The organism is Bacillus sp. 165, assembly GCF_017742235.1.
In the GTDB taxonomy this organism is placed as follows: domain Bacteria; phylum Bacillota; class Bacilli; order Bacillales; family Bacillaceae_G; genus JAGHKQ01.
In genome coordinates, this window is the sequence record NZ_JAGHKQ010000016.1 from 15,768 (window position 1) to 40,884 (window position 25,117).

General features: G+C 37.4%; 19 protein-coding genes and 2 pseudogenes. 17 read left to right on the plus strand and 4 right to left on the minus strand.

The window, feature by feature from the left end; genetic code table 11:
- Positions 1-204: 204 nt before the first annotated feature.
- The 13 genes and pseudogenes from J7Q84_RS15905 to J7Q84_RS15965 all read left to right on the plus strand — a co-directional run.
- Positions 205-1,696, plus strand: a pseudogene (locus J7Q84_RS15905) (aldehyde dehydrogenase family protein); the annotation flags it as partial.
- A 3-nt stretch (positions 1,697-1,699) separates the two neighbouring features.
- Positions 1,700-3,079, plus strand: coding sequence for a putrescine aminotransferase (locus J7Q84_RS15910; RefSeq protein WP_209095904.1), 1,380 nt, complete (start codon positions 1,700-1,702; stop codon positions 3,077-3,079).
- Positions 3,080-3,144: 65 nt separating this feature from the next.
- Positions 3,145-4,509 carry a 4-aminobutyrate--2-oxoglutarate transaminase gene (gene gabT / locus J7Q84_RS15915; RefSeq protein ID WP_209095906.1) on the plus strand — a complete coding sequence of 455 codons (1,365 nt, stop codon included), beginning with the start codon at positions 3,145-3,147 and terminating at the stop codon, positions 4,507-4,509.
- Positions 4,510-4,555: 46 nt separating this feature from the next.
- Positions 4,556-5,980, plus strand: a complete 1,425-nt coding sequence (locus J7Q84_RS15920) for an NAD-dependent succinate-semialdehyde dehydrogenase (RefSeq protein ID WP_247739323.1) — start codon at positions 4,556-4,558, stop codon at positions 5,978-5,980.
- A 245-nt stretch (positions 5,981-6,225) separates the two neighbouring features.
- Positions 6,226-7,413, plus strand: a complete 1,188-nt coding sequence (locus J7Q84_RS15925) for a CaiB/BaiF CoA transferase family protein (RefSeq protein WP_209095910.1) — start codon at positions 6,226-6,228, stop codon at positions 7,411-7,413.
- A gap of 13 nt (positions 7,414-7,426) precedes the next feature.
- Complete coding sequence (locus tag J7Q84_RS15930) at positions 7,427-8,635, plus strand: acyl-CoA dehydrogenase family protein (RefSeq protein ID WP_209095913.1); 1,209 nt, start codon at positions 7,427-7,429, stop codon at positions 8,633-8,635.
- Positions 8,636-8,708: 73 nt separating this feature from the next.
- Positions 8,709-9,020, plus strand: coding sequence for a DUF3870 domain-containing protein (locus tag J7Q84_RS15935; RefSeq protein ID WP_209095915.1), 312 nt, complete (start codon positions 8,709-8,711; stop codon positions 9,018-9,020).
- Positions 9,021-9,719: 699 nt separating this feature from the next.
- Positions 9,720-11,162, plus strand: coding sequence for a GntP family permease (locus J7Q84_RS15940; protein ID WP_209095917.1), 1,443 nt, complete (start codon positions 9,720-9,722; stop codon positions 11,160-11,162).
- 77 nt (positions 11,163-11,239) lie between these two features.
- The gene (locus tag J7Q84_RS15945) at positions 11,240-11,941 is read left to right on the plus strand and encodes a CoA transferase subunit A (RefSeq protein ID WP_209095919.1); all 702 of its coding nucleotides are present in this window, start codon (positions 11,240-11,242) and stop codon (positions 11,939-11,941) included.
- A gap of 19 nt (positions 11,942-11,960) precedes the next feature.
- Positions 11,961-12,617, plus strand: coding sequence for a 3-oxoacid CoA-transferase subunit B (locus tag J7Q84_RS15950; RefSeq protein WP_209095921.1), 657 nt, complete (start codon positions 11,961-11,963; stop codon positions 12,615-12,617).
- 21 nt (positions 12,618-12,638) lie between these two features.
- Complete coding sequence (locus J7Q84_RS15955; RefSeq protein WP_481747561.1) at positions 12,639-13,457, plus strand: 3-hydroxybutyrate dehydrogenase; 819 nt, start codon at positions 12,639-12,641, stop codon at positions 13,455-13,457.
- Positions 13,458-14,009: 552 nt separating this feature from the next.
- Positions 14,010-15,200 (plus strand): acetyl-CoA C-acetyltransferase, encoded by a 1,191-nt coding sequence (locus J7Q84_RS15960; RefSeq protein ID WP_209095923.1) that lies wholly within the window; start codon positions 14,010-14,012, stop codon positions 15,198-15,200.
- 222 nt (positions 15,201-15,422) lie between these two features.
- A complete protein-coding gene (locus tag J7Q84_RS15965) occupies positions 15,423-16,835 on the plus strand; it encodes a sigma-54 interaction domain-containing protein (protein WP_209095931.1) in 1,413 nt (470 codons plus the stop codon).
- Positions 16,836-16,896: 61 nt separating this feature from the next.
- Here the strand turns inward: J7Q84_RS15965 and J7Q84_RS15970 are convergent, their stop codons facing one another.
- Positions 16,897-17,190 (minus strand): DUF3817 domain-containing protein, encoded by a 294-nt coding sequence (locus J7Q84_RS15970; RefSeq protein ID WP_209095933.1) that lies wholly within the window; start codon positions 17,188-17,190, stop codon positions 16,897-16,899.
- A gap of 348 nt (positions 17,191-17,538) precedes the next feature.
- On the opposite strand from J7Q84_RS15970, the gene J7Q84_RS15975 reads away from it, so the two are divergent.
- The 3 genes and pseudogenes from J7Q84_RS15975 to J7Q84_RS15985 all read left to right on the plus strand — a co-directional run.
- Positions 17,539-19,182, plus strand: a complete 1,644-nt coding sequence (locus J7Q84_RS15975; RefSeq protein WP_209095935.1) for a PAS domain S-box protein — start codon at positions 17,539-17,541, stop codon at positions 19,180-19,182.
- Positions 19,183-19,928: 746 nt separating this feature from the next.
- On the plus strand, positions 19,929-21,248 hold the full coding sequence (locus tag J7Q84_RS15980) for a hemolysin family protein (protein ID WP_209095937.1): 1,320 nt from the start codon (positions 19,929-19,931) through the stop codon (positions 21,246-21,248).
- A gap of 276 nt (positions 21,249-21,524) precedes the next feature.
- Positions 21,525-21,681: pseudogene (locus J7Q84_RS15985) on the plus strand (FAD-binding protein); the annotation flags it as partial.
- Between the two features lie 39 nt (positions 21,682-21,720).
- Here the strand turns inward: J7Q84_RS15985 and J7Q84_RS15990 are convergent.
- The 3 genes from J7Q84_RS15990 to J7Q84_RS16000 form a co-directional block, all read right to left on the minus strand.
- Positions 21,721-23,211: a peptide MFS transporter gene (locus J7Q84_RS15990; protein WP_209095939.1), complete on the minus strand. Its 1,491-nt coding sequence runs from the start codon at positions 23,209-23,211 to the stop codon at positions 21,721-21,723.
- Positions 23,212-23,646: 435 nt separating this feature from the next.
- Entirely contained in the window at positions 23,647-23,838 is a 192-nt protein-coding gene (locus J7Q84_RS15995; protein ID WP_209095940.1) for a cold-inducible protein YdjO-related protein, read from the minus strand.
- A gap of 71 nt (positions 23,839-23,909) precedes the next feature.
- Positions 23,910-24,113, minus strand: coding sequence for a cold-shock protein (locus J7Q84_RS16000; protein WP_209095941.1), 204 nt, complete (start codon positions 24,111-24,113; stop codon positions 23,910-23,912).
- 463 nt (positions 24,114-24,576) lie between these two features.
- Between J7Q84_RS16000 and J7Q84_RS16005 the strand changes: the two genes are divergently transcribed.
- Complete coding sequence (locus J7Q84_RS16005) at positions 24,577-25,107, plus strand: class I SAM-dependent methyltransferase (RefSeq protein WP_348519867.1); 531 nt, start codon at positions 24,577-24,579, stop codon at positions 25,105-25,107.
- The last annotated feature ends 10 nt before the right edge of the window (positions 25,108-25,117 follow it).

Below are 25,117 nucleotides of genomic sequence, written 5' to 3' on the forward strand. Positions count from 1 at the left end.
TAAATTAATAATCTATGCAAAACTGCATAGATTCTTTACAGTTGTATGTCCCAGTGCGTGATTTTTATGCAGATTTTAAGAGTTTTGGATGTTGGCACACATCTTGCATTTATAAATAAGTGAAAGGTTCGAATAAAGGAGGATGCAATAGGGATGATCGATGTGCAAAACAAAGGTGACATGAATAAAGAGGAACAAGATAGAATCTTCGAATTAAAGATGTATGTCAATGGTGAATGGTGCGAAGCCAGTACTTTAGAAAAAAGAACCATTGTAAATCCTGCGACCGGTAAAGTCATTGCGTATGCTCCCGAGGGAACCGTAGCTGATGCGAGAGAGGCAATAGATGCAGCGAAATCAGCATTTGAAAGCGGTATTTGGTCTGAGCTATCTGCACAAGAAAGAGCAGCTTACTTATTTAAAATTGCAGATAAAATTGAAGAATATGGTGAGGAGTTAACCCGCCTTGAAACGATGGATAATGGAAAAACACTCCGGGAAGCTGGATTTGATGTAAGTGATGCAGCAGCTTGTTTCCGTTATTATGCAGGATTGATTACAAAACCAGATGGCTACACTTATCATGTTGCAGATCCAATGCAAGCGATGGTTGTGCGTGAGCCTGTAGGGGTTTGTGGTTTGATTGTACCGTGGAATTATCCTCTATTGATGAGTGTATGGAAAATCGCACCTGCATTGGCAGCTGGGAACTCCATTGTGTTTAAGCCGTCGGAAGTAACACCAGTTACTCCAACAAAGCTGTTCCAAATCTTAGACGAAGTAGGATTGCCAAAGGGCGTTGCCAATCTGGTTATGGGCGTAGGTCCCGTTGTTGGGAATGAAATTGCAGAAAGTGCTTATGTAGATATGGTTTCTTTTACAGGAGGTACAAAAACCGGAAAGCATATTATGAGAGTAGCAGCAGGTAATATGAAAAAAATCTCTTTGGAGCTTGGAGGAAAATCACCAAACATTATTTTTGCAGATGCTGATTTTGAGACAGCTGTAGATTACGCATTGTTTGGAATTTATGCAGGTGCTGGACAAGTTTGTTCTGCAGGTTCACGAATTTTAGTTGAAGAAAGCATATACGACAAGTTTGTAGAACGATTTGTAGAACGTGCAAAGCAAATTAATGTAGGTCCTGGGAATGAGGAAGGATCAGAAATGGGACCGCTCGTCAGTCAAGAGCACTTAGAAAAAGTATTAGGCTATATTGAAATTGGGAAAGCAGAAGGAGCTCGTCTTGCTTGCGGAGGAAACCGTATCATCAAAAAAGGATATGAAAAGGGATACTTTGTCGAGCCAACCGTTTTCGTTGATGTAACACCAGATATGCGCATAGTGCAAGAAGAAATTTTCGGACCGGTTGTTGTCATTCAGAAATTCAAGGATGAGGCAGAAGCTATTAAACTTGCAAACTATACGGATTATGGTCTTGCTGGTGGTGTCTTCACTGTTGATGGTGCAAAAGCGATGCGTGTCATTCGCAAGCTTCGTGCAGGAATTACATGGGTCAATTCCTATCATCCAACATATAACGAAGCACCTTGGGGCGGATATAAGCAAAGTGGAATTGGACGCAGTCTAGGGACCTTTGGTTTAGAAGAATTCCAAGAAATTAAACAAATTAACATTAATCTGCAAGTAGAGCCAATCGGTTGGTTTTCAAAATAAAACAAATATAGGAGTGAAAAATATGAGTACAAATACGAAGCATGAGATCCAAACAGTAAAAAGCTATAGTGAAATCAATGAGTATATTAAAAAGGTGCTTGCTTTAATAGAAAAAGAGGAAGTAACAGAAGAAGATGCAAAATGGATTACAACAGAAACAGTAGAAGGCTTTCGTGAACACGTCAATCCAGGATTCCTTGCTTACAGGAAAACGGTAACAAAGGATGGCCAGTTCGCAGCTGTAGAATGGTCTGATGAAGGCTCTTGTTTTACAGACGTGCATGGCAAGAAGTATATTGATTGCTTAGGTGGTTTCGGAATTTATAATGTCGGCCACCGTAATCCTAAGGTAGTTAAAGCCGTTACAGATCAATTAAAGCGTCAAGCGTTACATAGTCAAGATTTACTCGATCCGCTGCGTGCCATTCTAGCAAAAATTTTGGCAGATATTACACCTGGAGATTTAAAGTATGCCTTTTTTACAAATAGCGGAACGGAAAGTGTAGAAGCGGCATTGAAGCTTGCGAAAATGTACAGTGAACGTACAACATTCATTTCAACAACACGCGCATTCCATGGTAAGAGCTTAGGTTCCCTATCCGGAACAGCAAAAGGAATGTTCCGTAAACCATTTCTTCCGTTAATCCCAGGGTTCCGTCATGTACCATTTGGCGATATAGAGATGATGAGGAAGACATTTGAAACGTGTGCACTAGTAGGAGAAGATGTAGCAGCTGTTATTTTGGAACCGATTCAAGGTGAAGGTGGTATCATCCTCCCTCCTGAAGGCTATTTAAAGCAGGTAAGAGAATTGTGCGATGAATACGAGGCATTATTGATCTTTGATGAAGTACAAACGGGTATGGGACGTACAGGTAAAATGTTTGCTGCAGATTTATATGACGTTGTTCCAGATATCATTTGTTTAGCGAAAGCGTTTGGCGGTGGGGTTATGCCTGCTGGTGCGATTGTTGCAAAGGAAAAGGTGTTTAAAAGCTGGTTCCCAAATCCATTTATGCATACGACAACATTTGGAGGTAACCCACTTGCGTGTGCGGCTGCCATTGCGACAATTAATGTTTTAATTGAAGAAAATCTACCTGCGAGGGCAGCAGAAGTAGGTGAATATTTCTTACAGGGACTACGAGAAGCAGCAGAAGGGCATGAGGACAAAGTCCTTGAAATTCGCGGACAAGGCTTGATGATTGGAATTGAGTTTCATAAAGATGAAATTGGATATGAAGTTTCCAAAGCGATGTTTGATCGAGGGATTCTAGTTGCGGGTACACTGATTAATTCGAAAACGATTCGTATTGAACCTTCTTTAACAATAAGCCTTGATGAGGTTAATGTAGTTATCAACGCATTTAAAGAAGTGTTATCACAAGTAAATTGTAAATAATGAGGTTGCAGCGTGGCAAACAGGTTTGTTTGCTGCGCTGACCAATATAGGATGGTGCCTTTAAGATGACTAAGAAATTTGTAATGTTAAATACAGCTGTTCCAGGACCGAAGTCTGATAGATTATTAGAAAGACGACAAAGGGTCGTACCAAAAGGGATCAGCAATAATTGTACCGCCTTTGTCAAAAGAGCACAGGGTGCTCTTGTAGAGGACGTAGATGATAATATTTATATTGATTTTGCGGGAGCAATCGGAACATTAAATGTAGGGCATTCTCATCCTCAGGTGGTGCAAGCACTTAAAGAGCAGGCGGAAGCATTTGTTCATACAGGATTCAATGTCATGATGTATGAATCCTATATAGAATTAGCAGAAAAGTTGACAAAGCTTGCCCCTGGAGCGTTTCCGAAGCAAGCTGCCTTTTTCAACAGCGGAGCAGAAGCGGTAGAAAATGCAGTGAAAATTGCTCGTAAGTATACAAAGCGTCAAGGTATTGTTTCTTTTACAAGAGGTTTTCACGGAAGAACTCTTATGACGATGACGATGACAAGTAAAGTAAAGCCATATAAATATGGATTTGGTCCATTTGCTCCAGAAGTATATAAAGCGCCTTATCCGTATGTATATAGACGTCCTGAAGAGATGAGTGAAATACAATATAGTAAATTTATGATTGAGCAATTTGAACAATTTTTGATTTCTGAGGTTGCACCAGAAACGATTGCAGCTGTTGTGATGGAACCGGTCCAAGGCGAAGGTGGCTTTATCATTCCAGATCAATCATTCGTCCAACGCGTATATGAAATTTGTAAACAATACGGTATTTTGTTTGTGGCTGATGAAATTCAAACAGGATTCTCCAGAACAGGAAAATACTTTGCTATCGAACATTTTGGGGTAGAACCAGATTTAATCACAATTTCAAAGTCGATGGGAGCAGGAGTACCGATCAGTGGTGTGATTGGCCGAACTGAGATTATGAATGCAGCTGATGTAGGAGAGCTTGGGGGGACGTATGCAGGAAGTCCTCTCGGGTGTCGGGCTGCATTAGCTGTATTGGAAATTATTGAAAAAGAACAACTAAATACACGTGCAGAACAGCTAGGTGAGAGAGTAAGAGAAAAAATGCAGCAAATTGCCGGACGGTTTGATCAAGTAGGAGATGTTCGAGGCCTCGGTGCGATGTGTGCGATGGAGATTGTCAAAGATACAAATAGTAAAACACCGGATAAAGAAACTACCAGCCGGATTATAAAAGAAGCAAATAAGCGGGGGCTGCTGCTATTAAGTGCAGGAATTTTTGGCAATGTGATTCGTGTATTGATGCCTCTCACTATTACCGATGAGCAGCTAGAGGAAGGATTAATCATTTTAGAAGAATCTATTGAAGCGGTCATGGCTCCACAATATATGGAAATCGAGAGGTGAAAACATGCAGACGAGTAAAATTGCACATAAATATGAATTATTTCCTATGTATATAGATGGAAAATGGATAGGGAATGAGTATGAATCCTTTACCAAAGTTATAAATCCTGCAACAAGTGAAGTAGTAGGAGCCGTGCCTGTAGGAGGAACATTAGAAGCCAAGCAGGCAGTAGACGCCGCTTATCGAGCTTTCAAGGCTTGGTCAAAAAAACCAGCGGAAGAGCGCTACGCTATTTTGATGAAATGGCATTATTTAATAGAAGAACAGAAAGAAGAAATTGCTAAAATCATGACGCTTGAGCAAGGCAAACCATTCAAAGAAGCTATAGGCGAGGTAACGTATGCCAATGGTTTTATATCGTGGTATGCAGAGGAAGGAAAGCGAGTATATGGAGAAACCATTCCAGCATCGCATCCTAATAAACGCATTCTTGTCCGAAAAGAACCTATAGGGGTAGTAGCTGCAATTACTCCATGGAATTTTCCAGCGGCTATGATTACCAGAAAGGTAGCACCTGCTCTTGCAGCTGGATGCACGGCAGTGGTAAAGCCGGCAACTCAAACTCCATTAACTGCTTTGAAGCTAGCAGAACTGGCAGAAAAAGCTGGAGTGCCAAAAGGAGTATTAAATATTGTGACAGGCAAGTCCAGTGAAATCGGTGATGCTTGGTTAAAGGATTCACGCGTGACAAAAATTACATTTACAGGGTCTACAGAAGTAGGGAAAGTATTAATGAGAGGTGCTGCTGAAACGGTTAAAAAGGTGTCTCTAGAATTAGGAGGAAATGCACCGTTCATCGTGATGGATGATGCAGATTTGGAAAAAGCGGCTAAAGGATTGGTACAATCAAAGTTTCGCAATGCAGGACAAACTTGTATTTGTACAAATCGTGTATACGTACATGAAGCAGTTAAGGATCAATTTATTAATGTGTTCCAAAAAGAACTTGCTAAGCTTAAGGTAGGGAACGGATTGGAAGAGGGAGTAGATGTTGGCCCATTGATTGATAAAGCAGCGCTAGAAAAAGTAGACACTCTCGTTGAAGATGCTTTGCAAAAGGGAGCAAAGATTATTTACAGAGGACAAAAGCCAAACACTGAAACAGGCTTTTATTATCCGCCTGCTATTTTATCTGATACAAATGATGACATGCTCTGCATGAAAGAAGAAATCTTTGGTCCTATCGCTCCTATTTCAACATTTAAATCAGAGCAAGAGGTCATTCAGCGTGCTAACCATTCGAACTTCGGATTGGCTGCCTATGTATATACTGAAAATCTAAGCCGCTCTTTTAGAATTACAGAAGAGTTAGAATATGGAATTATAGGATTAAATGACGCTCTTCCATCAGCAGTACAAGTTCCGTTTGGGGGATATAAAGAAAGTGGGCTTGGCAGAGAGGGTGGACATTACGGTATCGAAGAATTTTTAGAAGTTAAATATATTTCAATTGGGCTGGATGAATGTTAAAAACAACAATTTTACTTTCAAATAGTAGTAAGTAATTCTGTAGATCTCGGTAATTGGAATCTATTTTGCTGCTGAGGGATAAAGGTTAATTTAAGAGAGCGAAAGCATTAATAGGATAAAGGATACTGACTGTATTTGTTTGATTTTCCTGTCCGGAAAACAAGACACAAGTATAGGCCAGTAAAACAATTGGTATAATTACTAATTGTTTTACTGGCTTTTTGTGTAGAAGGGAGGGCTTTTAGTTGGAGGGTATTTTGCATGGCGTGAAAATTATAGATTTATCTCGTGTACTTGCCGGTCCATTTTGCACTATGATTCTTGGGGATTTGGGTGCTGAAGTTATAAAAATTGAGAATCTATCGAATGGAGATGATACGAGAGGATGGGGACCGCCTTTTATAGAAGGAGAAAGTGCTTATTATCTATGTGCCAACCGTAATAAGAAAGGAATGACTATAAACCTCAAGTCAGAAAAAGGAAAAGAGATTTTGAAAAAGCTCATTTCGACCGCTGATATTGTTGTGCAAAATTTTAAACCGGGAACGCTAGATAGAATGGGATTAGGATATTCACAGCTAAAGAAAGTAAAAGAAGATATTATTGTAGCTTCTGTTAGCGGATTTGGTACCAATGGTCCATATGCTCATCTCCCAGGCTATGATTATATCATTCAAGCGATGAGTGGGCTAATGAGTATTACGGGAGACAAAGAAAGTGACCCTGTAAAGACAGGGGTAGCTATTTCGGATGTACTAACCGGACTTTTTACTTGCATTGGAATTTTAGGGGCATTACATCATCGAAATAGAACGGGAGAAGGGCAAGAGCTTGATATTTCCTTATTTGATTCTCAGCTCGCAGCAATGGTGAATGTAGCAAGCAACTATCTATGTTCAGGGAGTATTCCAAACAGAATGGGAAATCAGCATCCTAATATAGTTCCTTATCAAACATTTTCTGCAAGTGATGGAGACTTGGTCATAGCAGTTGGAAACGATGAACAATTTCGCAAGTTTAGTCGTTTACTAGGTAGAGAGGAGCTCTCATCTTCTAAACGCTACGGGACAAATGCTGCAAGGCTTCAGAATAAAGCTGAATTGGTTTTTATAATTGCAGCAGAAATGAAAAAGAAGAGTAAAAAAGAATGGAAATATTTGTTGGATAAGGAAGGCATTCCAAATGGTCCTATTTATAACATAAAAGAGGCATTGGAAAGTGAGCAAGCAAAAGCAAGGGATATGGTAGTTTCTATGAAGCATCCGAAAATTCCTGATTTAAAATTGGTTGGTTCACCGTTGAAGTTTTCAAAAACACCAGTTTTTATGAAACTGTCCCCTCCATTACATGGAGAACATACAGAGGAGATTTTGGAAGGGCTTGGGTATTCACAAGACGAAATTATAGCTATGCAACATAATCAATGGATATAAGGAGGAAGCAGAGATGAATTTTTCATTAACGTCAGAACAAAAGAGTGTAAGAAAAGTAGTGAGGGCATTTGTAGATCGTGAAATCATGCCATATATTAAGGAATGGGATGAGAATGGTCATTTTGAAATCAATATTTTAAAACGATTAGCAGAGTTGGAGTTAATGGGAGTGTGTATTCCTGAGCGGTATGGTGGTGTTGGTATGGATTACAATACTCTGGCTATAGTGTGTGAAGAATTAGAGAGAGGGGATACAGCCTTTCGTACAGCAGTATCCGTTCATACTGGATTAAATAGTTTAACACTATTGCAATGGGGAACAGAAGAACAAAAGCAAAAATATCTTGTTTCACAAGCAAAAGGACAAAAAATTGGCGCATTCGGTCTTACAGAACCTAATGCAGGATCAGATGTGGCAGCTATGCAGACGACTGCCAAGCGTGAAGGAGACCACTATATTTTAAATGGTTCTAAAACATGGATTTCTCTATGTGATGTGGCGGATCATTTCCTGATTTTTGCTAAAACAAATCTTGAAGCAAAGCATCACGGCATTTCTTGCTTCATTGTTGAACGGAAGTTTGAAGGGGTAAAAACAAAAGCAATTAAAGGAAAGCTTGGTATTCGTGCAGGTAATACAGGCGAAGTTTTTTTAGATGAAGTAAGGGTACCCGCAGCAAATTTGATAGGGGAAGAGGGAGATGGGTTTAAAATTGCTATGTCTGCTTTGGATAACGGACGATTTACTGTTGCTGCAGGTGCATGTGGTTTAATTCAAGCATCACTAGAAGCCAGTGTAAAGTATTGTAATGAGAGAAAAACATTCGGAAAAGAAATAGGCAAACATCAGCTTGTTCAGCAAATGATTGCCAAAATGGCTGCAAATTTGGAAATCTCTCGTCTATTAGTCTATAAAGCGGGTTCGTTAAAAAATGAAGGGAAGCGTAATACACGCGAAACATCTTTAGCAAAGTGGATTGCTTGCGATGCAGCATTTGAGGCAGCAAACGATGCAGTTCAAGTGCATGGAGCATACGGCTATTCAAATGAGTTTCCAGTCGAAAGGTATCTGCGCAATGCTAAGGCACCGGTTATTTATGAAGGAACACGGGAGATTCATACTATAATGCAGGCAGAATATGCACTAGGGTACCGTGAAGATAAACCTCTGCGCAACATGCTCCCAGCTTGGCCGTTTGAAGAAAGTTCTGTTGAGGTGTAAAAGCGAACAAATTAGAAACAGAGAAAAGACAATTTTTCACTTCTTACTCTTATTAAGAAAGGGGGAAAGAAATATGTATACATATTTCTTAGCGGGGCATTCACGATTACCGCAAGGGATGGCAGCTCAAAATATTTTAACGATTACGGTTGAAATTGATAAAAAATATGGGGTCATTGTAGAAGCATCCTGTACGTTAGCGACAGAACATGGACGAGATTACGTTGGAAAACTGCTGAAGGGATACAGCTTACAGGATGGAATCCAAGATGTGGTTGAGCATGTGCAAGCTTACTATCGCGGTAAAGCCGCACATGCTTTATCCGCAGCTTTGCGGGACTTATATATCCAATATGAAAACAGTGTGTTAGGTCTAAGAGCATGAAAAAAGAGCGCCATAACTTAAATGAGATGGCGCTCTTGTTGTAGGTAAAAGCTATCTGAAGGATTCAATTAGTTTCTTTATGTTCTGGTAGAAGAATGGTATAAGAGAAAACGTAAGGGCTTGACCTTCGCGATATTCGATGGGATCCTCCTCATAAGGATGAAACATAATAGTTTTCAGCGGTAGGCTTGTATTAAACGTTAAAATTAACTAAATATTGTACCAATTTTAAATTGATGTATAATTTTAAGTAGTAAGTGAAAGGAGGTAACATAATACAGCAGTGACACTTTCCAAACAAGAAGGAGGAGAGTGCTCTTATCACATTATAAGATTGTATTAACAGTTATCAGTTTCAGATAATCGTTAATTAGATTAAAATAATTCCGAAAAATTGAACTATTCCGCTATTACGGAAACAATAGAGTGCAATATATTCCGAAAAAACGGAAAAGAAGCCCCTTTTCAACGATATGTTTAAACATAGACAGTAGATGAAGCCTGATGTTTATTGCTATCGTAAGAAAAATGAAATTTCTATTACTTTTGGCATAGAATTTGCTTATGTAATTAGTAGATTCATAACTTAATTGGGAGGAGTACATAGAAATTATTCATTTTTATTTTGAAAGCGTTTGCTAGTTAGGTTTCTAAAAGGCTCTATGTTTACTTATTATGATTGAAAAAAGGGGGATATCAATGGAATTTATCGTTATTCTTTTGGCATTAGGGTTATTGATGTTTGTTGCGTATCGTGGGTTTTCAGTTATTCTATTCGCACCGATTTGTGCATTGTTTGCGGTATTATTGACTGAACCTAACTTTGTTTTACCATTTTTTTCTAATATCTTTATGGAAAAAATGGTCGGTTTTATTAAGCTATATTTTCCGGTTTTTTTACTTGGAGCAATTTTTGGTAAAGTAGTAGAAATGTCTGGTTTGGCAGAATCCATCGCTAAAACTATCGTGCAGGTGGTGGGAGCGAAAAGAGCTATTTTAGCTATCGTATTGATGGGAGCAATTTTAACGTATAGTGGTGTAAGTTTATTTGTTGTAGTGTTTGCTGTGTATCCATTTGCGCAGAAGTTATTTCAAGCTGCGGACATTCCGAAACGTTTGATTCCGGGGACAATTGCATTAGGAGCCTTTACATTCACAATGGACGCAATGCCGGGAACTCCGCAAATTCAAAATGTAATTCCGACAACCTTCTTTAAAACGGACATTTATGCTGCGCCAACTTTAGGTATTATCGGAGGCTTGTTTGTCTTAATTATGGGCCTTCTGTATCTTGAATCTCGCCGCAAAAAAGCAGAAAAAGAAGGAGAAGGATACTTTGGTTTCGAAGGCTCGGAAATTGCTGCGAGCTCGGAAGCATTAGCTGAAAATGATGCACCAGAATTAAAAAATACAGGTACACAACAAAAGCTTTCACGTCAATTATTAGCATTTGTTCCATTAATTTTGGTGGGCGTCATGAATAAGTTTTTCACGCTTTCTCTTCCTAAATGGTATCCGAACGGTTTTGATTTCGCTTCAATAGGGTTACCTGCATTCGGGCAAGTGCAATTGCCGTCCGTTCTTGCTATATGGTCTGTAGAGATGGCGCTTCTAATTGGTATTATTACTACCATTTTATATGATTGGAAACGCGTCACAGCAAACTTTCAAGCAGGAATTAACATGAGTATTGGAGGAGCTTTGTTAGCTGCAATGAATACAGGAGCAGAATATGGATTTGGAGGCGTTATTTCTTCTCTCCCAGGCTTTGGAGTAGTGAGTAAGGGCATTTCAGAAACATTTACAAATCCGCTTGTCAATGGTGCTGTAACAACAACTACGCTTGCTGGTATTACAGGATCAGCATCCGGTGGTATGGGAATTGCATTAAGTGCCATGTCAGAAAAGTATTTAGAAGCGATTGCAAAGTATAATATTCCTCCGGAAGTTATGCACCGTGTTATTTCCATGGCGTCCGGCGGTATGGATACACTTCCGCACAACGGAGCTGTTATCACACTGTTGGCAGTGACAGGACTTACTCATCGTCAGTCTTACAGAGATATTTTTGCAGTGACAATTATTAAAACATTAGCAGTATTCTTTATTATTGGCGTATATAGTTTAACTGGTCTTGTATAAAAATGTACATTGCCTGTCCCTATGTGAAGGGGGCAGGCGTTCTACAGAGTCTATATGAAATAGGAGGAGAACTCGTTATGAAAAAAGGAAAAGTACTACATTCATTTGAAGAAGCGATTGCTGATATCCAAGATGGCTCCACTCTTGCAGTAGGGGGATTTGGGTTGTGTGGAATACCTGAAAAAGCAATTTTAACTTTATGTGATAAAGGAGTAAAGGATTTAACAGTTGTAAGTAACAACTGTGGGGTAGATGACTGGGGATTAGGACTTTTATTGGCTAATAAACAAATTAAAAAAATGGTTTCTTCTTATGTGGGGGAAAACAAAATTTTTGAACAACAATTTCTAAGTGGTGAGTTAGAAGTAGAATTAGTGCCTCAAGGAACACTGGCAGAGCGTTTAAGGGCTGGTGGCGCTGGTATTCCAGGATTTTATACAGCTACAGGAGTGGGAACACCAATTGCTGAAGGAAAAGAGCATAAAGAGTTTGATGGGCGTACCTATATTTTAGAACGTGGTATTGTTGCAGATTTCGCTCTTGTAAAAGCATGGAAAGCGGATCCGCTTGGGAATCTCGTATTCCGTAAAACAGCTCGAAACTTTAACCCGCTGGCTGCTATGGCAGGCAAAATTACCATTGTAGAAGCAGAAGAGATTGTTGAGGTCGGCGAATTACATCCAGATGAAATTCATACACCAGGTATTTATGTACAACGTGTGCTTCTTGGAACAAACTATGAAAAACGCATTGAGCGTCGTACGGTTATTCAAGCTTAATTAGGGAGGAGTAATAAAGATGGATATTCGATTAAAAATTGTAAAGCGTGCAGTACAAGAAATACAAGATGGAATGAATGTAAACCTTGGTATCGGAATGCCAACATTGATAGCTAACGAAATTCCAAAAGAGTATAACGTGTTATTGCAATCAGAAAACGGTTTACTAGGAATTGGGCCGTACCCTGTTCAAGGAACAGAGGATGCCGATTTAATCAACGCAGGGAAAGAAACAGTAACAGCTGTACCAGGAGCTTCTTATTTTGACAGTGCAGAATCCTTTGCAATGATCCGAGGAGGGCATATTGATTTAGCCATTCTAGGAGGAATGGAAGTTTCAGAGGAAGGTGACCTAGCGAATTGGATGATTCCGGGGAAAATGGTAAAGGGTATGGGAGGTGCCATGGACCTTGTTAATGGCGCTAAGCGCATTGTTGTTATCATGGAACACGTAAATAAGTATGGAGAATCCAAAATAAAAAAACAATGTACATTACCATTAACAGGAAAGAATGTTGTTCATCGCTTAATTACTGATTTAGCTGTATTCGATTTCACCTCTGAAGGAATGGTATTAGTGGAGGTTCAGGAAGGTACTACTGTAGAAGAGGTTATTGCAAAAACAGAGGCTACTTTTAAAGTAAGCCCGCATCTTTTAGCTGATCATACTAATTAAATGTAAGGAGGGGCCATACCAATGGGAAAGGCAATAGAGCAAAACACACACACTGTACAAAGATTGCTGGAGAACAAGGTAGCGCTTATTACGGGGGCTGCAAGCGGAATTGGTCTTGAAATCGCTCGGCAATTTGCTAACGAAGGTGCTAAGGTTGTAATTTCAGATTTAAATAGAGAAGCAGGTAAGGCAGCTGCAGAGCAATTAGAAGAAGAAGGACATGAAGCTATAGCTGTAGTATGTGATGTGACAAATGAATATCAAGTACAAAGCAGCTTTGAAGCGGTCCTAAATAAATTCGGCAGATTAGATGTATTAGTAAATAATGCAGGACTTCAATACGTATCACCTATTGAAGATTTTCCGACTGAAAAATTTGAGCTGCTTATTAAAGTTATGCTAACGGCACCTTTCGTAGCAATTAAACATGCCTTTCCTATTATGAAGCAACAGGGTTATGGGCGCATCATTAATATGGCATCTATTAATGGTCTTATCGGTTTTGCTGGAAAGGCAGCATACAATAGTGCCAAGCATGGAGTGATCGGCTTAACAAAAGTAGCTGCTTTGGAAGGGGCTGTACATGGAATCACAGTGAATGCTCTTTGCCCAGGATATGTTGATACACCACTGGTACAAAATCAATTAGCAGACTTAGCAAAAACTCGGAATGTGCCTCTTGAAAGTGTGTTAGAGCAAGTAATTTATCCGCTTGTTCCGCAACAACGGTTGTTATCTGTTAAGGAGATTGCTGATTATGCTGTTTTTCTAGCAAGCGAAAAGGCTAAGGGAATCACTGGACAGGCGGCTGTGTTAGACGGCGGATATACAGTACAATAAAGAAAAAACTAGCTATGTCTCTGCTGTACGAAAAATTGTATAGCAGAGAATAAGGCTTAGTATGGATTAAGCTGATAGATTGCCAAACAGAAAGGGACAGAATGCTATGAAACTTTTCGGTGGAATATATATAAGTGTTATCATGGTATCGTTCTCATGTATTTAGTCACCATCGATATATGAATGCCCTCACCAATAATTGTAAATGATATATAATTCCTCTTTAAAATCCTATAAACCATATATATGGACTATTAATAATTGTTTTACGAGACAAGCACTAGAACATAAAACGGATGTATATGCGATTATATCTTCAAAAGGATCACCAATAATATTGAGCTTTTTTGCACTTTGGCAAAATGCAATAGCATCATTAATAGAGACAACCGAATTTATCTTTCAGAGAAGCAAGATGCTAAAGTAAGCATAATAAGTTGGGAGAGCTTTGTATAAAGTTTAATTAATCAGTTTTTACCAGAGGCAACAGAAGTGACCTAAATAATGAAAGTGAAGACAATGTTATCTAAAAAATATGGGGAGGAATATAGTATGACAAAGAAACAAGCAGTAATAGTAAGTGCGGTCAGAACACCTATTGGGAGCTTTGGCGGTTCGCTGCACAACGTTTCAGCACCAGAATTAGGAGCCGTTGTTATTCAAGCAGCGTTAGAGAGAGCCGGGGTTCATGTAAATACAGTCGATGAAGTTATTATGGGGAATGTTTTACAGGCTGGACTAGGACAAAATTCTGCGCGTCAAGCAGCCATAAAAGCAGGATTACCGGAATCATGCTCTGCTATGACAATTAATAAGGTATGCGGCTCTGGTTTGAAAGCCGTACATTTAGCTGTTCAAGCTATTTTAGCCGGGGATGCAGAGGTTATAGTGGCGGGAGGGATGGAAAATATGAGCCAAGCTCCTTATTTATTGCAAGGAGCACGTGATGGATATAGAATGGGGCATCAAAAAATAGTAGATAGTATGATAGAAGATGGTTTGTGGTGTGCGTTTCATAATTATCATATGGGTATAACTGCAGAAAACCTTGTAGACAAATATGAAATTACAAGAGAAGAACAGGATGAATTTGCGGCATGGAGTCAGAAAAAAGCAGAAGTGTCTATTAAGGCAGGGAGGTTTAAGGATGAACTTGTACCCGTTGTAATTCCACAGAAAAAGGGAGAGCCAGTTATTTTTGATACAGATGAATATCCGAAGTTTGGAACAACAAAAGAGTCGTTAGAACGTCTCAAACCGGCGTTTAAAAAAGGTGGCAGTGTGACGGCGGCAAATGCTTCTGGAATTAACGACGGTGCTGCTGCGGTAGTAGTAATGAGTAAAGAGAAAGCTGAGCAGCTTGGAATTAAACCTTTAGTTATTTTAACTGCCCAAGCAAGTGCAGGAGTAGATCCAAGTATTATGGGTATAGGTCCTGTTTCTGCAGTAAGGAAAGCGTTAGATAAAGCTGGGATGTCACTTGAACAAATTGACTTAATCGAAGCCAATGAGGCATTTGCAGCACAAGCACTAGCTGTAGATAGGGAATTGTGTTTTAATCATGAAAAATTAAATGTAAATGGTGGTGCAATCGCGTTAGGCCATCCAATAGGAGCGAGCGGCACAAGAGTATTAGTAACGCTTATTCACGAGATGAAGAAAAGGAAAGCAAAGTATGGATTAGCTACTTTATGTATTGGCGGTGGGCAAGGCGTTGCAAGTATTATTGAAAATGCAGAATAATGAAACTAAACCCCTTTAAGCGATTACTCAAAACACGCTTAAAGGGGTTTTTTAGAATTTGTATATTATTATTTGTGTATTAAGGTGATAATGTACCTCATGATTTTTTTACATTTATTTTTAGTGATTTAATATATTTGAACAAATTAACTATATCTGTAAAAAAATGCGTTGATTTTGGTATAATGGTAATTAAAAGCTAGAGAAAACGGGGGAGAGAAAATGAAAGTAGGAATTGATGCTCTTCCATATGAATGGATAAAGGAAATTATCAATATTGTAGCCGAACGAATTGTGGTAGTGGATTATGAAGGGATTATCCGATATATTAATCCAGCATATTGTCAATTTCTAGGAACTACTGTAGAAGCAGCTGTTGGAAAGAATGTACAGACAGTTATCGAAAATACTCGAATGCATATAGTGGTTAAAACAGGACAACCCGAAGTAGCTTCTGTACAGCCTATTAATGGCAGTGAAATGATTGCGAATCGGTATCCATTGTATGTTGACAATGAAATAGTAGGAGCAGTGGGAACTGTTACATTTCGGAATCCCGAAGAATGGGTAGATTATTTAAAAAAACTGCAGCCCTTGTTAGATGAATTGAAATATTATAAAAAGAAGTTTGAAAAAGAATTGAGAAGTAAATATCAATTTAGTGATTTAATTGGCAGCAGTATAAAGTTTTGTGAGGCAAAACGATTAGCAGAACGAGCAGCGGGAAGTCAATCCTCTGTATTATTGCTTGGAGAATCAGGAACGGGAAAGGAATTATTTGCACATGCAATTCATCAAGCTAGTTCACGAAGCTTATTTCCTTTTGTTCGGGTAAATTGCGCTTCAATTCCTGAACATTTATTAGAATCAGAGTTGTTTGGCTATGAGGAAGGCGCTTTTACAGGAGCAAGAAAAGGGGGAAAAAAAGGGAAATTTGAATTGGCACAGCGCGGGACAGTGTTTCTTGATGAAATTGGGGACATGCCTCTTCAAATGCAAAGCAAGCTTCTTAGAGTATTACAAGAGAGAGAAATTGAGAGAGTAGGAGGCCAGGCTCCAATACCGGTCGATGTCCGCATTATTGCAGCAACACACCGAAATCTAGAAGAGATGGTGCAGAATGGCAAGTTTCGCAAAGACTTGTATTATCGCCTTAACGTAATAAAAATTGAGATTCCTTCTTTGAAAAAAAGAAAAGAAGATATTCTACCTATAGCAGAGATTTTGTTACAGAAGTTAGAACGAAAATTTCATCGGCAAGGTATTGTGCTGTCTGCTGAAGTTATAGCACAATTACAAAACCATACCTGGCCAGGTAATATACGTGAGTTAGAGAATGTGCTTGAACGTGCAGTTAATGTTTTAGACGGCAACATAATTCAGCTAATCCACTTACCTTTATACCTTCAAGATGATATAAGACCTGTTTCTGATAAACAAATATGTAAACAAAGGAATGAGGATACGGTTGTACCGTTGAAAGAACTGTTGTCTTCCGTGGAGAAAGATGCACTTATAAAAGCACTGCGGATTACAAATGGAAATAAACAACAAGCTGCCAAGTTATTAGGAGTTGGAAAAACCAGCTTTTATGATAAGTGTAAATTGTATGGTTTAGGATTAGAAACTGTTTAAGAATAAATAAAATAAGGAAAAGAAGAAGGTGCAGAGAGAATGCACCTTCTTACTTCGTTTGTTACCATTTATGATGGCGAATACGAGAGTCAAGAATAAATGTACCGAATGGAAGCAAAGATGCAACAAATGCCCCTGTAACTTGTCCAAAAGACCATCGGCGAGTAATGGTAACATTAACAAGAGCTAATAGATACAATATAAAGAGAAAGCCATGAGCAGCACCGACAATGGTAACAGCTAATGAAAAGCCTGCAGCATATTTTAAAGGCATAGCAATTCCCAATAATATAAGAAATGAAATACCTTCAAAAAAGCCAACGGCACGCAATCTTCCAACTGCAGTTCTTAACATAAGCAAATCCCCCAATAGAGATGAATTCTAATTCTATAAATATATGTACTAATTTTACTATTCATACTAGTTTCTATTTGATAGAGGAAAACAACTATATACATATTATAATGTAAGAAGCTACTAAAAACAGAAATTATAGGTTTTGTTTGAAAAAATGTCATAAATTGAAATTATTATCAGTCCATATTTCTTCTTCTTTCATTTCTTCTTCATGTTTTACTCAGAGAGCCTTATTTATTGTTAGTTAATCTCGAATAAATTATCATGAAACAAATTCTCATTGTTGATTTAAGAAGAGTAGGTTAGAATCAATACATATGGATAGAGACAAAAGGTGGAGAATAGATGAGTAAAAGGGGAATTGTTACAATATATATATTGTTTAGTGCTGTATGGCTGTATATTACAGACTTAGTGCTTAATATATGGATTGATAGTGTGACAACTTTGCTTACAGTGCAAACAATAAAAGGAACCTTATATATTATCATAACAAGTTGTTTATTATATTATGTTTTAACCAAACAAGATGAATATAAAACAGTTAAGCAAGAAGAGGAGCATCTGTCTACTTTGATCAACTCCATGGTGGATTTCGTGAATTTTAAAGATGGAGAGGGCAGATGGATTGAAGCAAATAAATTTGGATTAAAGCTATTTCAATTAGAAAGCATACCTTACAAAGGGAAAACAGATTCAGAGCTTGCTCAATATACTCCCTTTTATAGGGATGCCTTGTTATATTGTGAAGAGTCTGATGAAAGAACATGGAAAGCTGGAAAGATAACACGCTGTGAAGAAACGATATTAACACAGACAAACGAAATGAAGACGTTCGATACTATTAAAGTCCCTTTGTTTTATGAAGATGGAAGCCGTAAAGGTTTGGTCGTGATAGGGCGGGACATTTCAAAAAGAAAAATTGCTGAGCAGAAGCTTTGCGAAAGTGAACAGCGCTATAAGTCATTATTTGAATATAATCCTGATCTTGTATATATGTTAGATTTGAAGGGAAATATTACAAATTTGAATTCACAATTTGAAGTGTTTACAGGACACAAGAGGGAAAAGTATATAGGAAGGTCCATCTTTGAATTTATACCTGAGGAGCATAAACAACGATTAAAACAATCCTTTTATGCGGTGATAAACAGCGCTTCGGGAGTAAATAATGCAGAATTTAAATTTGAGCGAAAAAATGGGCAAAAGATAATTTTAAATTGTACTTCAGTTCCTATGATTATCAATAATCAAGTTGTAGGAATTATAGGATACAGCAAGGATATCACTAAAATAAAAGAAACAGAAGAACGATTAAGACGAACGGAAAAGCTATCAGTTGCGGGAGAATTGGCGGCAGGCGTTGCACATGAAATCAGAAATCCGCTTACTGCGCTCAAAGGGTTTGTCCAGCTTTTACAAACGAGCAATCCTGTTCATAAGCATTACTACGATATAATGTCGAAGGAACTCGATCGAATTAATCATATTGTAGGGGAATTACTAGTATTAGCAAAACCACAAGAAATTACCTTTCAAAAGGGTAATGTAGTTGAAATTATGAATGATGTGATTGCTCTTTTGGAGTCACAAGCGAATTTTTGCGGTATAACAATCGACATAACAGTGCAAGACAGCATTCCTTTACTCGACTGTGAGAAGAATCAATTAAAGCAGCTATTTATAAATATTATTAAAAATTCCATCGAGGCTTCTTCTACGAAGATAAATATTCTATTAGCACACAAAAATGATGATGTATTAATTATAATAGAGGATAATGGTTGCGGGATACCAGAAGAACGAATCAAGCATTTAGGAGAACCATTTTTTACCTACAAAGAAAAAGGAACAGGACTTGGACTCACTGTAAGTTATCGAATACTTGAATCGCATCAAGGTCAAATTAAATTTGATAGTACAGTACAGAAAGGGACCACAGTTGAAATTACGTTGCCAGTTATTAAAAAGCAACAGATTGTTTTTTAAGATCAACACACCCTGTACAGGGTGTGTTTTTATTATGTTATTTGATGAATAGAGCAGAAAAAGTAATGGTTATTTCCCTAGATATAATCAATCATTGGTTTGTATTCTCTTTTTGTATAATCTTACTGTTAGCTAATATTCGGTAGTAGGTAAATACATGTGAGTAGGCTGTAATATACGAAATAAAAGTCCAAATAACATTCTATCCTCTATAGTACTTCAACTTTTTCGTTTTTAAGTAAATCCACTCAAGTATAGTTGTAATTAAGCTAAATATTGATACAAATAGAACCGGCTTTGTGTATTTTTCAATAAAATAAATCATGTATCCTGAAAATAACGGGTAAATCCCTAGATGAATTGGTAAATCATGAAAAATATCCCGATTCCAAAAAGGTTTAATAGGCTAAAGCTTAAAATGAGTTCCAAGGATATCGAAAACAAAAGCCAGTGTTGCTGCAACAGGAAAAAATAAGAAGCAATGTACGTTTACTTCTTGCGTAAAGAAAAAGTCCGATTGTTGCATTTAGTAACATAACAAAGGCTGTTAATTTCAATTATAGACCCTCCTTTAGGGCTGTCATTAGTTTACGAAGGCATCATATAAATTATTCTTAAGTCTTCTTACTAGGAAAATTGGCTAAATATGTGATGGTTATATATTAACGTAACGAAAAACAATATTTAATAAGCATTGCTCGCACTGGAGGTGAAAACCTTAGTTCTTGCAGGATTAAGGGAATTATTTGGTGATATTTAATTTATTTATGGTTGTAGTTTTAATTGGATTTACAGCATTTTTTGTGGCAGCAGAATTTGCCATAGTAAAAGTACGTTCTAGTCGAATTGATCAGCTTGTAGCGGAAAACTATCGTGGTGCACTTGCTGCCAAAAAACTAATCTCTAACCTTGATGAGTACTTATCAGCATGTCAATTAGGGATTACAATCACGGCTTTAGGGCTTGGATGGTTAGGAGAACCGACTGTTCATCACTTATTAACTCCTTTATTTGAAGAATGGAATTTATCACCGCCATTGGCTAATACAATAGCATTTATGATTGCATTTGCTTCTATTACCTTTTTACATGTGGTTATTGGAGAGCTTGCACCAAAAACATTTGCTATTCAAAAGGCAGAACAAATTAGTTTATTATTTGCAAAGCCTTTAATTTTCTTTTATAAAATTATGTATCCATTTATTTGGGCACTCAATGGTTCTGCTCGTATTGTAACAGGCTTATTTGGATTACAACCAGCTTCGGAGCATGAGGTTGCCCATTCTGAGGAAGAATTAAGGCTGATTCTTTCAGAAAGCTATGAAAGCGGAGAAATTAACCAGGCTGAATATAAATATGTAGAAAATATTTTTGAATTTGATAATCGGCTTGCTAAGGAGATTATGGTACCTCGAACAGAGATTGTAGGGTTATATGCCGATGAAGATGTAGAAACGCATATGGCTATTATTCGAAATGAAAGATATACTCGCTATCCAGTGTTTGGAGAGGATAAAGATGATATCCTTGGTATGGTAAATGTAAAAGATTTTTTTATCCGTTATATGAGCGGAGAACGGGAACAAATTGAGTCTCTTGAAACGTATACACGCCCCGTTATTGAGGTCATGGAAACTATCCCGATTCATGATTTATTGCTACAAATGCAAAAAAGACGTATACCATTGGCTATTTTGTATGATGAATACGGAGGTACGGCAGGTTTAGTAACACTTGAAGATATTCTTGAAGAAATTGTAGGAGAAATTCGTGATGAATATGATGAGGATGAGTTGGCTCCTATTCAACATATGAGCAATACGCATAAAATCTTTGATGGAAAAGTTCGTGTAAGTGAAGTGAATGATCTCCTCAATCTTGCTCTGGATGATGAGGCTGTAGATACCATTGGTGGCTGGGTTATGATGCAGAAACAACCCATTGCAGAAGGAGACTCTGTAGAAATGGATGGTTATCAGTTTATTGTAGTTAAAAAAGACACTCATCAAATTAAAACAGTTGAAATAAAAAAAATACAAAGGGAAGAAAAAACAGCGACGGTATAGTTGCTGTTTTTTTGTGGGAAATTTTTTCGTTTTAAGAATATATAATATAACGTACCTAAAAGTGTGAGATTACATTTTTAGAAGGAGAGAGAGTTTGAAAAGGAGTGTCAGTATTTTAGTGGCTGTTATATATGGAATTTTTCTTAAATTGTCTATAAATGTTTATCAAACCACATTACTTCATCCTATAGCTGATGATATAGGACGCTTGCTTCTAACACATATGATGGGGAGAGAAAATTACAGTAACTTGTAAAAGAAGAGATGGAAACTGATGAAAAGCTCTCCATTGCAGGAAGGCAGTATAGTCAAGGAGGACAAACCTATTATCCAAACGGAGTTATGCTGGAAATGAAGGGATTTAATAAAATATTAGAGTTTAATCCTGAAAAAACAATTCATGTTCAAAGGGGGGCCTACCTGGAATGATATAGTATAAAAAAAACCGGACATGTTCTGTCCGGTTTTTTTATTAATTTATACCCTTCATTAAGCCTTGAATTTTTGGTGACAGTGCAAGAAGTATAATACCAAGAACGATAGAAGCAGTACCAATTACACCAAAGTACAACATTTCATTTTCAAGTGTATAGAATTTAACAAGTTGAGCATTAAGTGCTTGTGCACCAGCGCTTGTTAAGAACCATAAACTCATTGTTTGTGCAGAGAAAGCTTTTGGCGCTAATTTTGTAGTTGCTGAAAGTCCTACAGGAGAAAGACATAGTTCGCCAAGTACAACAATGAAATAACTTAATACAAGCCATAATGGGTTTACTAATGAATCAGTTCCACCAAAGTATGCTGGTAGAAGAATAACTAGGAATGATAAACCCGCGAATAATAGTGCTAAAGCGAATTTTTTTGGAATTGACGGTTGACGTGTTCCAAGTTTAACCCATAACCAAGCGAACACAGGTGCTAAAGTAATAATAAATAATGGATTTAATGATTGGAACCAAGCAGGTGAAATTGTAATTCCTGCAAATTCTAATTGTGTACGTTTATCTGCATAGTTTGCAAGGATAGTTGAACCTTGCTCTTGAATTGCCCAGAACATAACACCTGCAATGAATAGTGGAACATAAGCAATAACGCGTGAACGTTCTGTTGCAGTTGTTTTTGGACTACGGTACATAACAATAAAATACGCTGTTGGAAGTACAAGACCTAAAATCCCTACTAGGTTGATAAATGCACCGAATGTAAGATAACCAGCTGGAATTGCAATTGCAACTAAAGCTCCTAATCCTACAATAACTATACCAACAGTAGTAAAAAACTTTTTCTTTTCAGCAGGTGAAAGCGGGTTTGCTATATACGTACCTGCAAGTCCAAGATTCTTTTTCTTTGTAAATACAAACACTAATAATCCAAAGAACATACCGATAGCTGCAATACTGAATCCTAAGTGGAAGCTAATATCCATCAAAGATCCTAAAATTAATGGTGAAAGGAACGCGCCAAGGTTGATTGCCATGTAGAAAATGCTGAATCCGGCATCACGACGGCTGTCTTCTTCACTGTAAATGTCACCAACAACACTAGAAACATTTGGTTTTAATAATCCTGTACCTAGGACAATCAATACCATAGACATGAAGAACATCGCTACATTTCCAGGAATCGCTAATACTAAATGACCAAACATTATAAGAATTCCACCATATAAAACAGCTCTAGAGGTACCTACTAATCTGTCGGCTAACCAGCCTCCGATGATACCAGACATATATACTAATGATCCATAAATCGACATAATTGCAAGTGCAAGGTTCTCATCAATCCCTAATCCGCCTTTAGACACTTCATAGTACATATAGTAAACAAGAATAGCTCTCATTCCATAATACGAGAAGCGTTCCCAAAACTCTGTGAAGAATAGAGTTGATAGTCCCTTAGGATGTCCAAAGAATCCTTTTTGAGGGACACTTGCTACAATCTTTTGCTTATCCAAACCAGCCATAAAAAAAACCTCACTTATTTCTAGTATCGTTTTGCAGTGTCAAAATCTTTTATTAAAAAATAATCATTAAAGCGCTCTCAATTTGCATCTTTAGGTAATTATTTCCTAACTGTGAAGATTCAGACATTTTATTTTACACCAGATTGTGTACCACCAATTTGCATGACACGTTTACCATATTAAATATTTTTTGAAAATTCGTCAATACTTTAACTAAAAAATATAATATTCTAAAAAAATATATTTTAATAACAATTTAGAAATTTCATCATTCTTATGTTTATTATTACTAAATCACACCCAATATAAGGTATTTATCGGTGTTATTATTATTATTTTATTATAATTCATTCCAGATAATGGACTATACATAATAGAGAATATGTAAATATTAACATAAAAAAGCGTTTGGCAATGTTGCCAAACGCTTTTTTATTAATTAGATAGAACGTAAAGTAATCGCTCGCCGCTCTTCATTTTAGTGCCGCATAATGGACATTTTGGCTCTTCTGTAAAGGAAAAGTCCTTACGCATCCATCCTAAACAACTTTCAGCTGGACATTCCCAAACCTCAGTTTGTACCTGTTGACGTTCTTGTTGTAAATCGCTTTTCTTACTCCAACGCATAGAATCACTCCTTTTGTTTGGAATGGAAAAAGGCTGCTAGCCTTTATTGGTAACAACCTCTTGTTCAGCAATTATAGCTTTACAACGTTTTTCGCTTGAGGCCCACGGTTGCTATCTTCTACTTCGAAGCCAACTTCTTGACCTTCTTCTAATGTTTTAAAGCCTTCTCCGCTAATAGCAGAGAAATGTACGAAGATATCTTTTCCGCCTGGAACTTCGATAAATCCAAAACCTTTTTCACCGTTAAACCATTTTACTTTTCCTGTTAATGTCATGTGAATTCCCTCCTTGGAAAGTAGATATAATATGTCAGCCCTTAGTTGGGATAAAAAAGAATTCACACATTAGCGAACATCATAGGCGTTCATATCATCCTTTGATGCTTGATAATATGTGAATTCTGGACCGGAAATATTATTTTATAACTTTATTATACAACAGTATGGGTCTGAACACAAGTTCAGCAAGGGTGACCTAAAATATAGAAGAATATCAGTGTGTCCTTTTGGATGTAGGGTGTACGTTACCATAGAAAGGAAACGATTTGTTTATCCCACAATAAGAAAAGGCTTAGAGAAAGTTATGAATTTTGATTCGGTGAGGAAAGAAATTCTCCTACTGATAGACGTTTCACTTTATATCAAGTTCACACTTCTTAAGAATTTTTAAGTTTTTTCTATACAAGATCTTAAGAATTACTTTGTATAGTGAACACTGTCATACATTAGGAGGGATATTGTGAAGCACTTTCTATATTTTATAAAAGAGTTTGTTAGAACACCGAGAACAATAGGCTCAATAATTCCTAGTTCAAGAACACTAGCCAAACAAATGATTCTACCAATTAATTTTTCAACCACCAATTGCATTATTGAATATGGTCGGGGAACAGGCATATTTACTGAACAACTGATTCAACATAAAAAGGAAGAAACTGTATTATTGTTGTTAGAATCAAATAAAGAGTGTTATGACATACTTCAACAACGATATAGGCACATAAAAAACATTTATATTGTTCATGATTCCGCAGAATATGTGCAGAACTATATACAACGGTATGGAATCGAAAAAGTCGACTACATTGTATCAGGGGTTCCGTTTGCCTGCTTGTCGACAGCTGAGATATTACAAGGAAAAGGGGTGTTTATTACTTTTCAATACACTCAACTGAAATTGGAGATGTTTCGATCTTTTTTTGCTTCTATTAATAAGAAGAGAGTTGTACTAAATTTTCCTCCAGCATATGTCTTCAGTTGTCAGTTATAAGGAAGAAGGA

Coding starts and splice junctions, on each gene's coding strand:
- J7Q84_RS15910 (WP_209095904.1), top strand. CDS start 1,700: ATGAGTACAAATACGAAGCATGAGATCCAAACAGTAAAAAGCTATAGT.
- gabT (WP_209095906.1), top strand. CDS start 3,145: ATGACTAAGAAATTTGTAATGTTAAATACAGCTGTTCCAGGACCGAAG.
- J7Q84_RS15920 (WP_247739323.1), top strand. CDS start 4,556: ATGTATATAGATGGAAAATGGATAGGGAATGAGTATGAATCCTTTACC.
- J7Q84_RS15930 (WP_209095913.1), top strand. CDS start 7,427: ATGAATTTTTCATTAACGTCAGAACAAAAGAGTGTAAGAAAAGTAGTG.
- J7Q84_RS15935 (WP_209095915.1), top strand. CDS start 8,709: ATGTATACATATTTCTTAGCGGGGCATTCACGATTACCGCAAGGGATG.
- J7Q84_RS15940 (WP_209095917.1), top strand. CDS start 9,720: ATGGAATTTATCGTTATTCTTTTGGCATTAGGGTTATTGATGTTTGTT.
- J7Q84_RS15945 (WP_209095919.1), top strand. CDS start 11,240: ATGAAAAAAGGAAAAGTACTACATTCATTTGAAGAAGCGATTGCTGAT.
- J7Q84_RS15950 (WP_209095921.1), top strand. CDS start 11,961: ATGGATATTCGATTAAAAATTGTAAAGCGTGCAGTACAAGAAATACAA.
- J7Q84_RS15955 (WP_481747561.1), top strand. CDS start 12,639: ATGGGAAAGGCAATAGAGCAAAACACACACACTGTACAAAGATTGCTG.
- J7Q84_RS15960 (WP_209095923.1), top strand. CDS start 14,010: ATGACAAAGAAACAAGCAGTAATAGTAAGTGCGGTCAGAACACCTATT.
- J7Q84_RS15965 (WP_209095931.1), top strand. CDS start 15,423: ATGAAAGTAGGAATTGATGCTCTTCCATATGAATGGATAAAGGAAATT.
- J7Q84_RS15970 (WP_209095933.1), bottom strand. CDS start 17,190: ATGTTAAGAACTGCAGTTGGAAGATTGCGTGCCGTTGGCTTTTTTGAA.
- J7Q84_RS15975 (WP_209095935.1), top strand. CDS start 17,539: ATGAGTAAAAGGGGAATTGTTACAATATATATATTGTTTAGTGCTGTA.
- J7Q84_RS15990 (WP_209095939.1), bottom strand. CDS start 23,211: ATGGCTGGTTTGGATAAGCAAAAGATTGTAGCAAGTGTCCCTCAAAAA.
- J7Q84_RS15995 (WP_209095940.1), bottom strand. CDS start 23,838: ATGCGTTGGAGTAAGAAAAGCGATTTACAACAAGAACGTCAACAGGTA.
- J7Q84_RS16000 (WP_209095941.1), bottom strand. CDS start 24,113: ATGACATTAACAGGAAAAGTAAAATGGTTTAACGGTGAAAAAGGTTTT.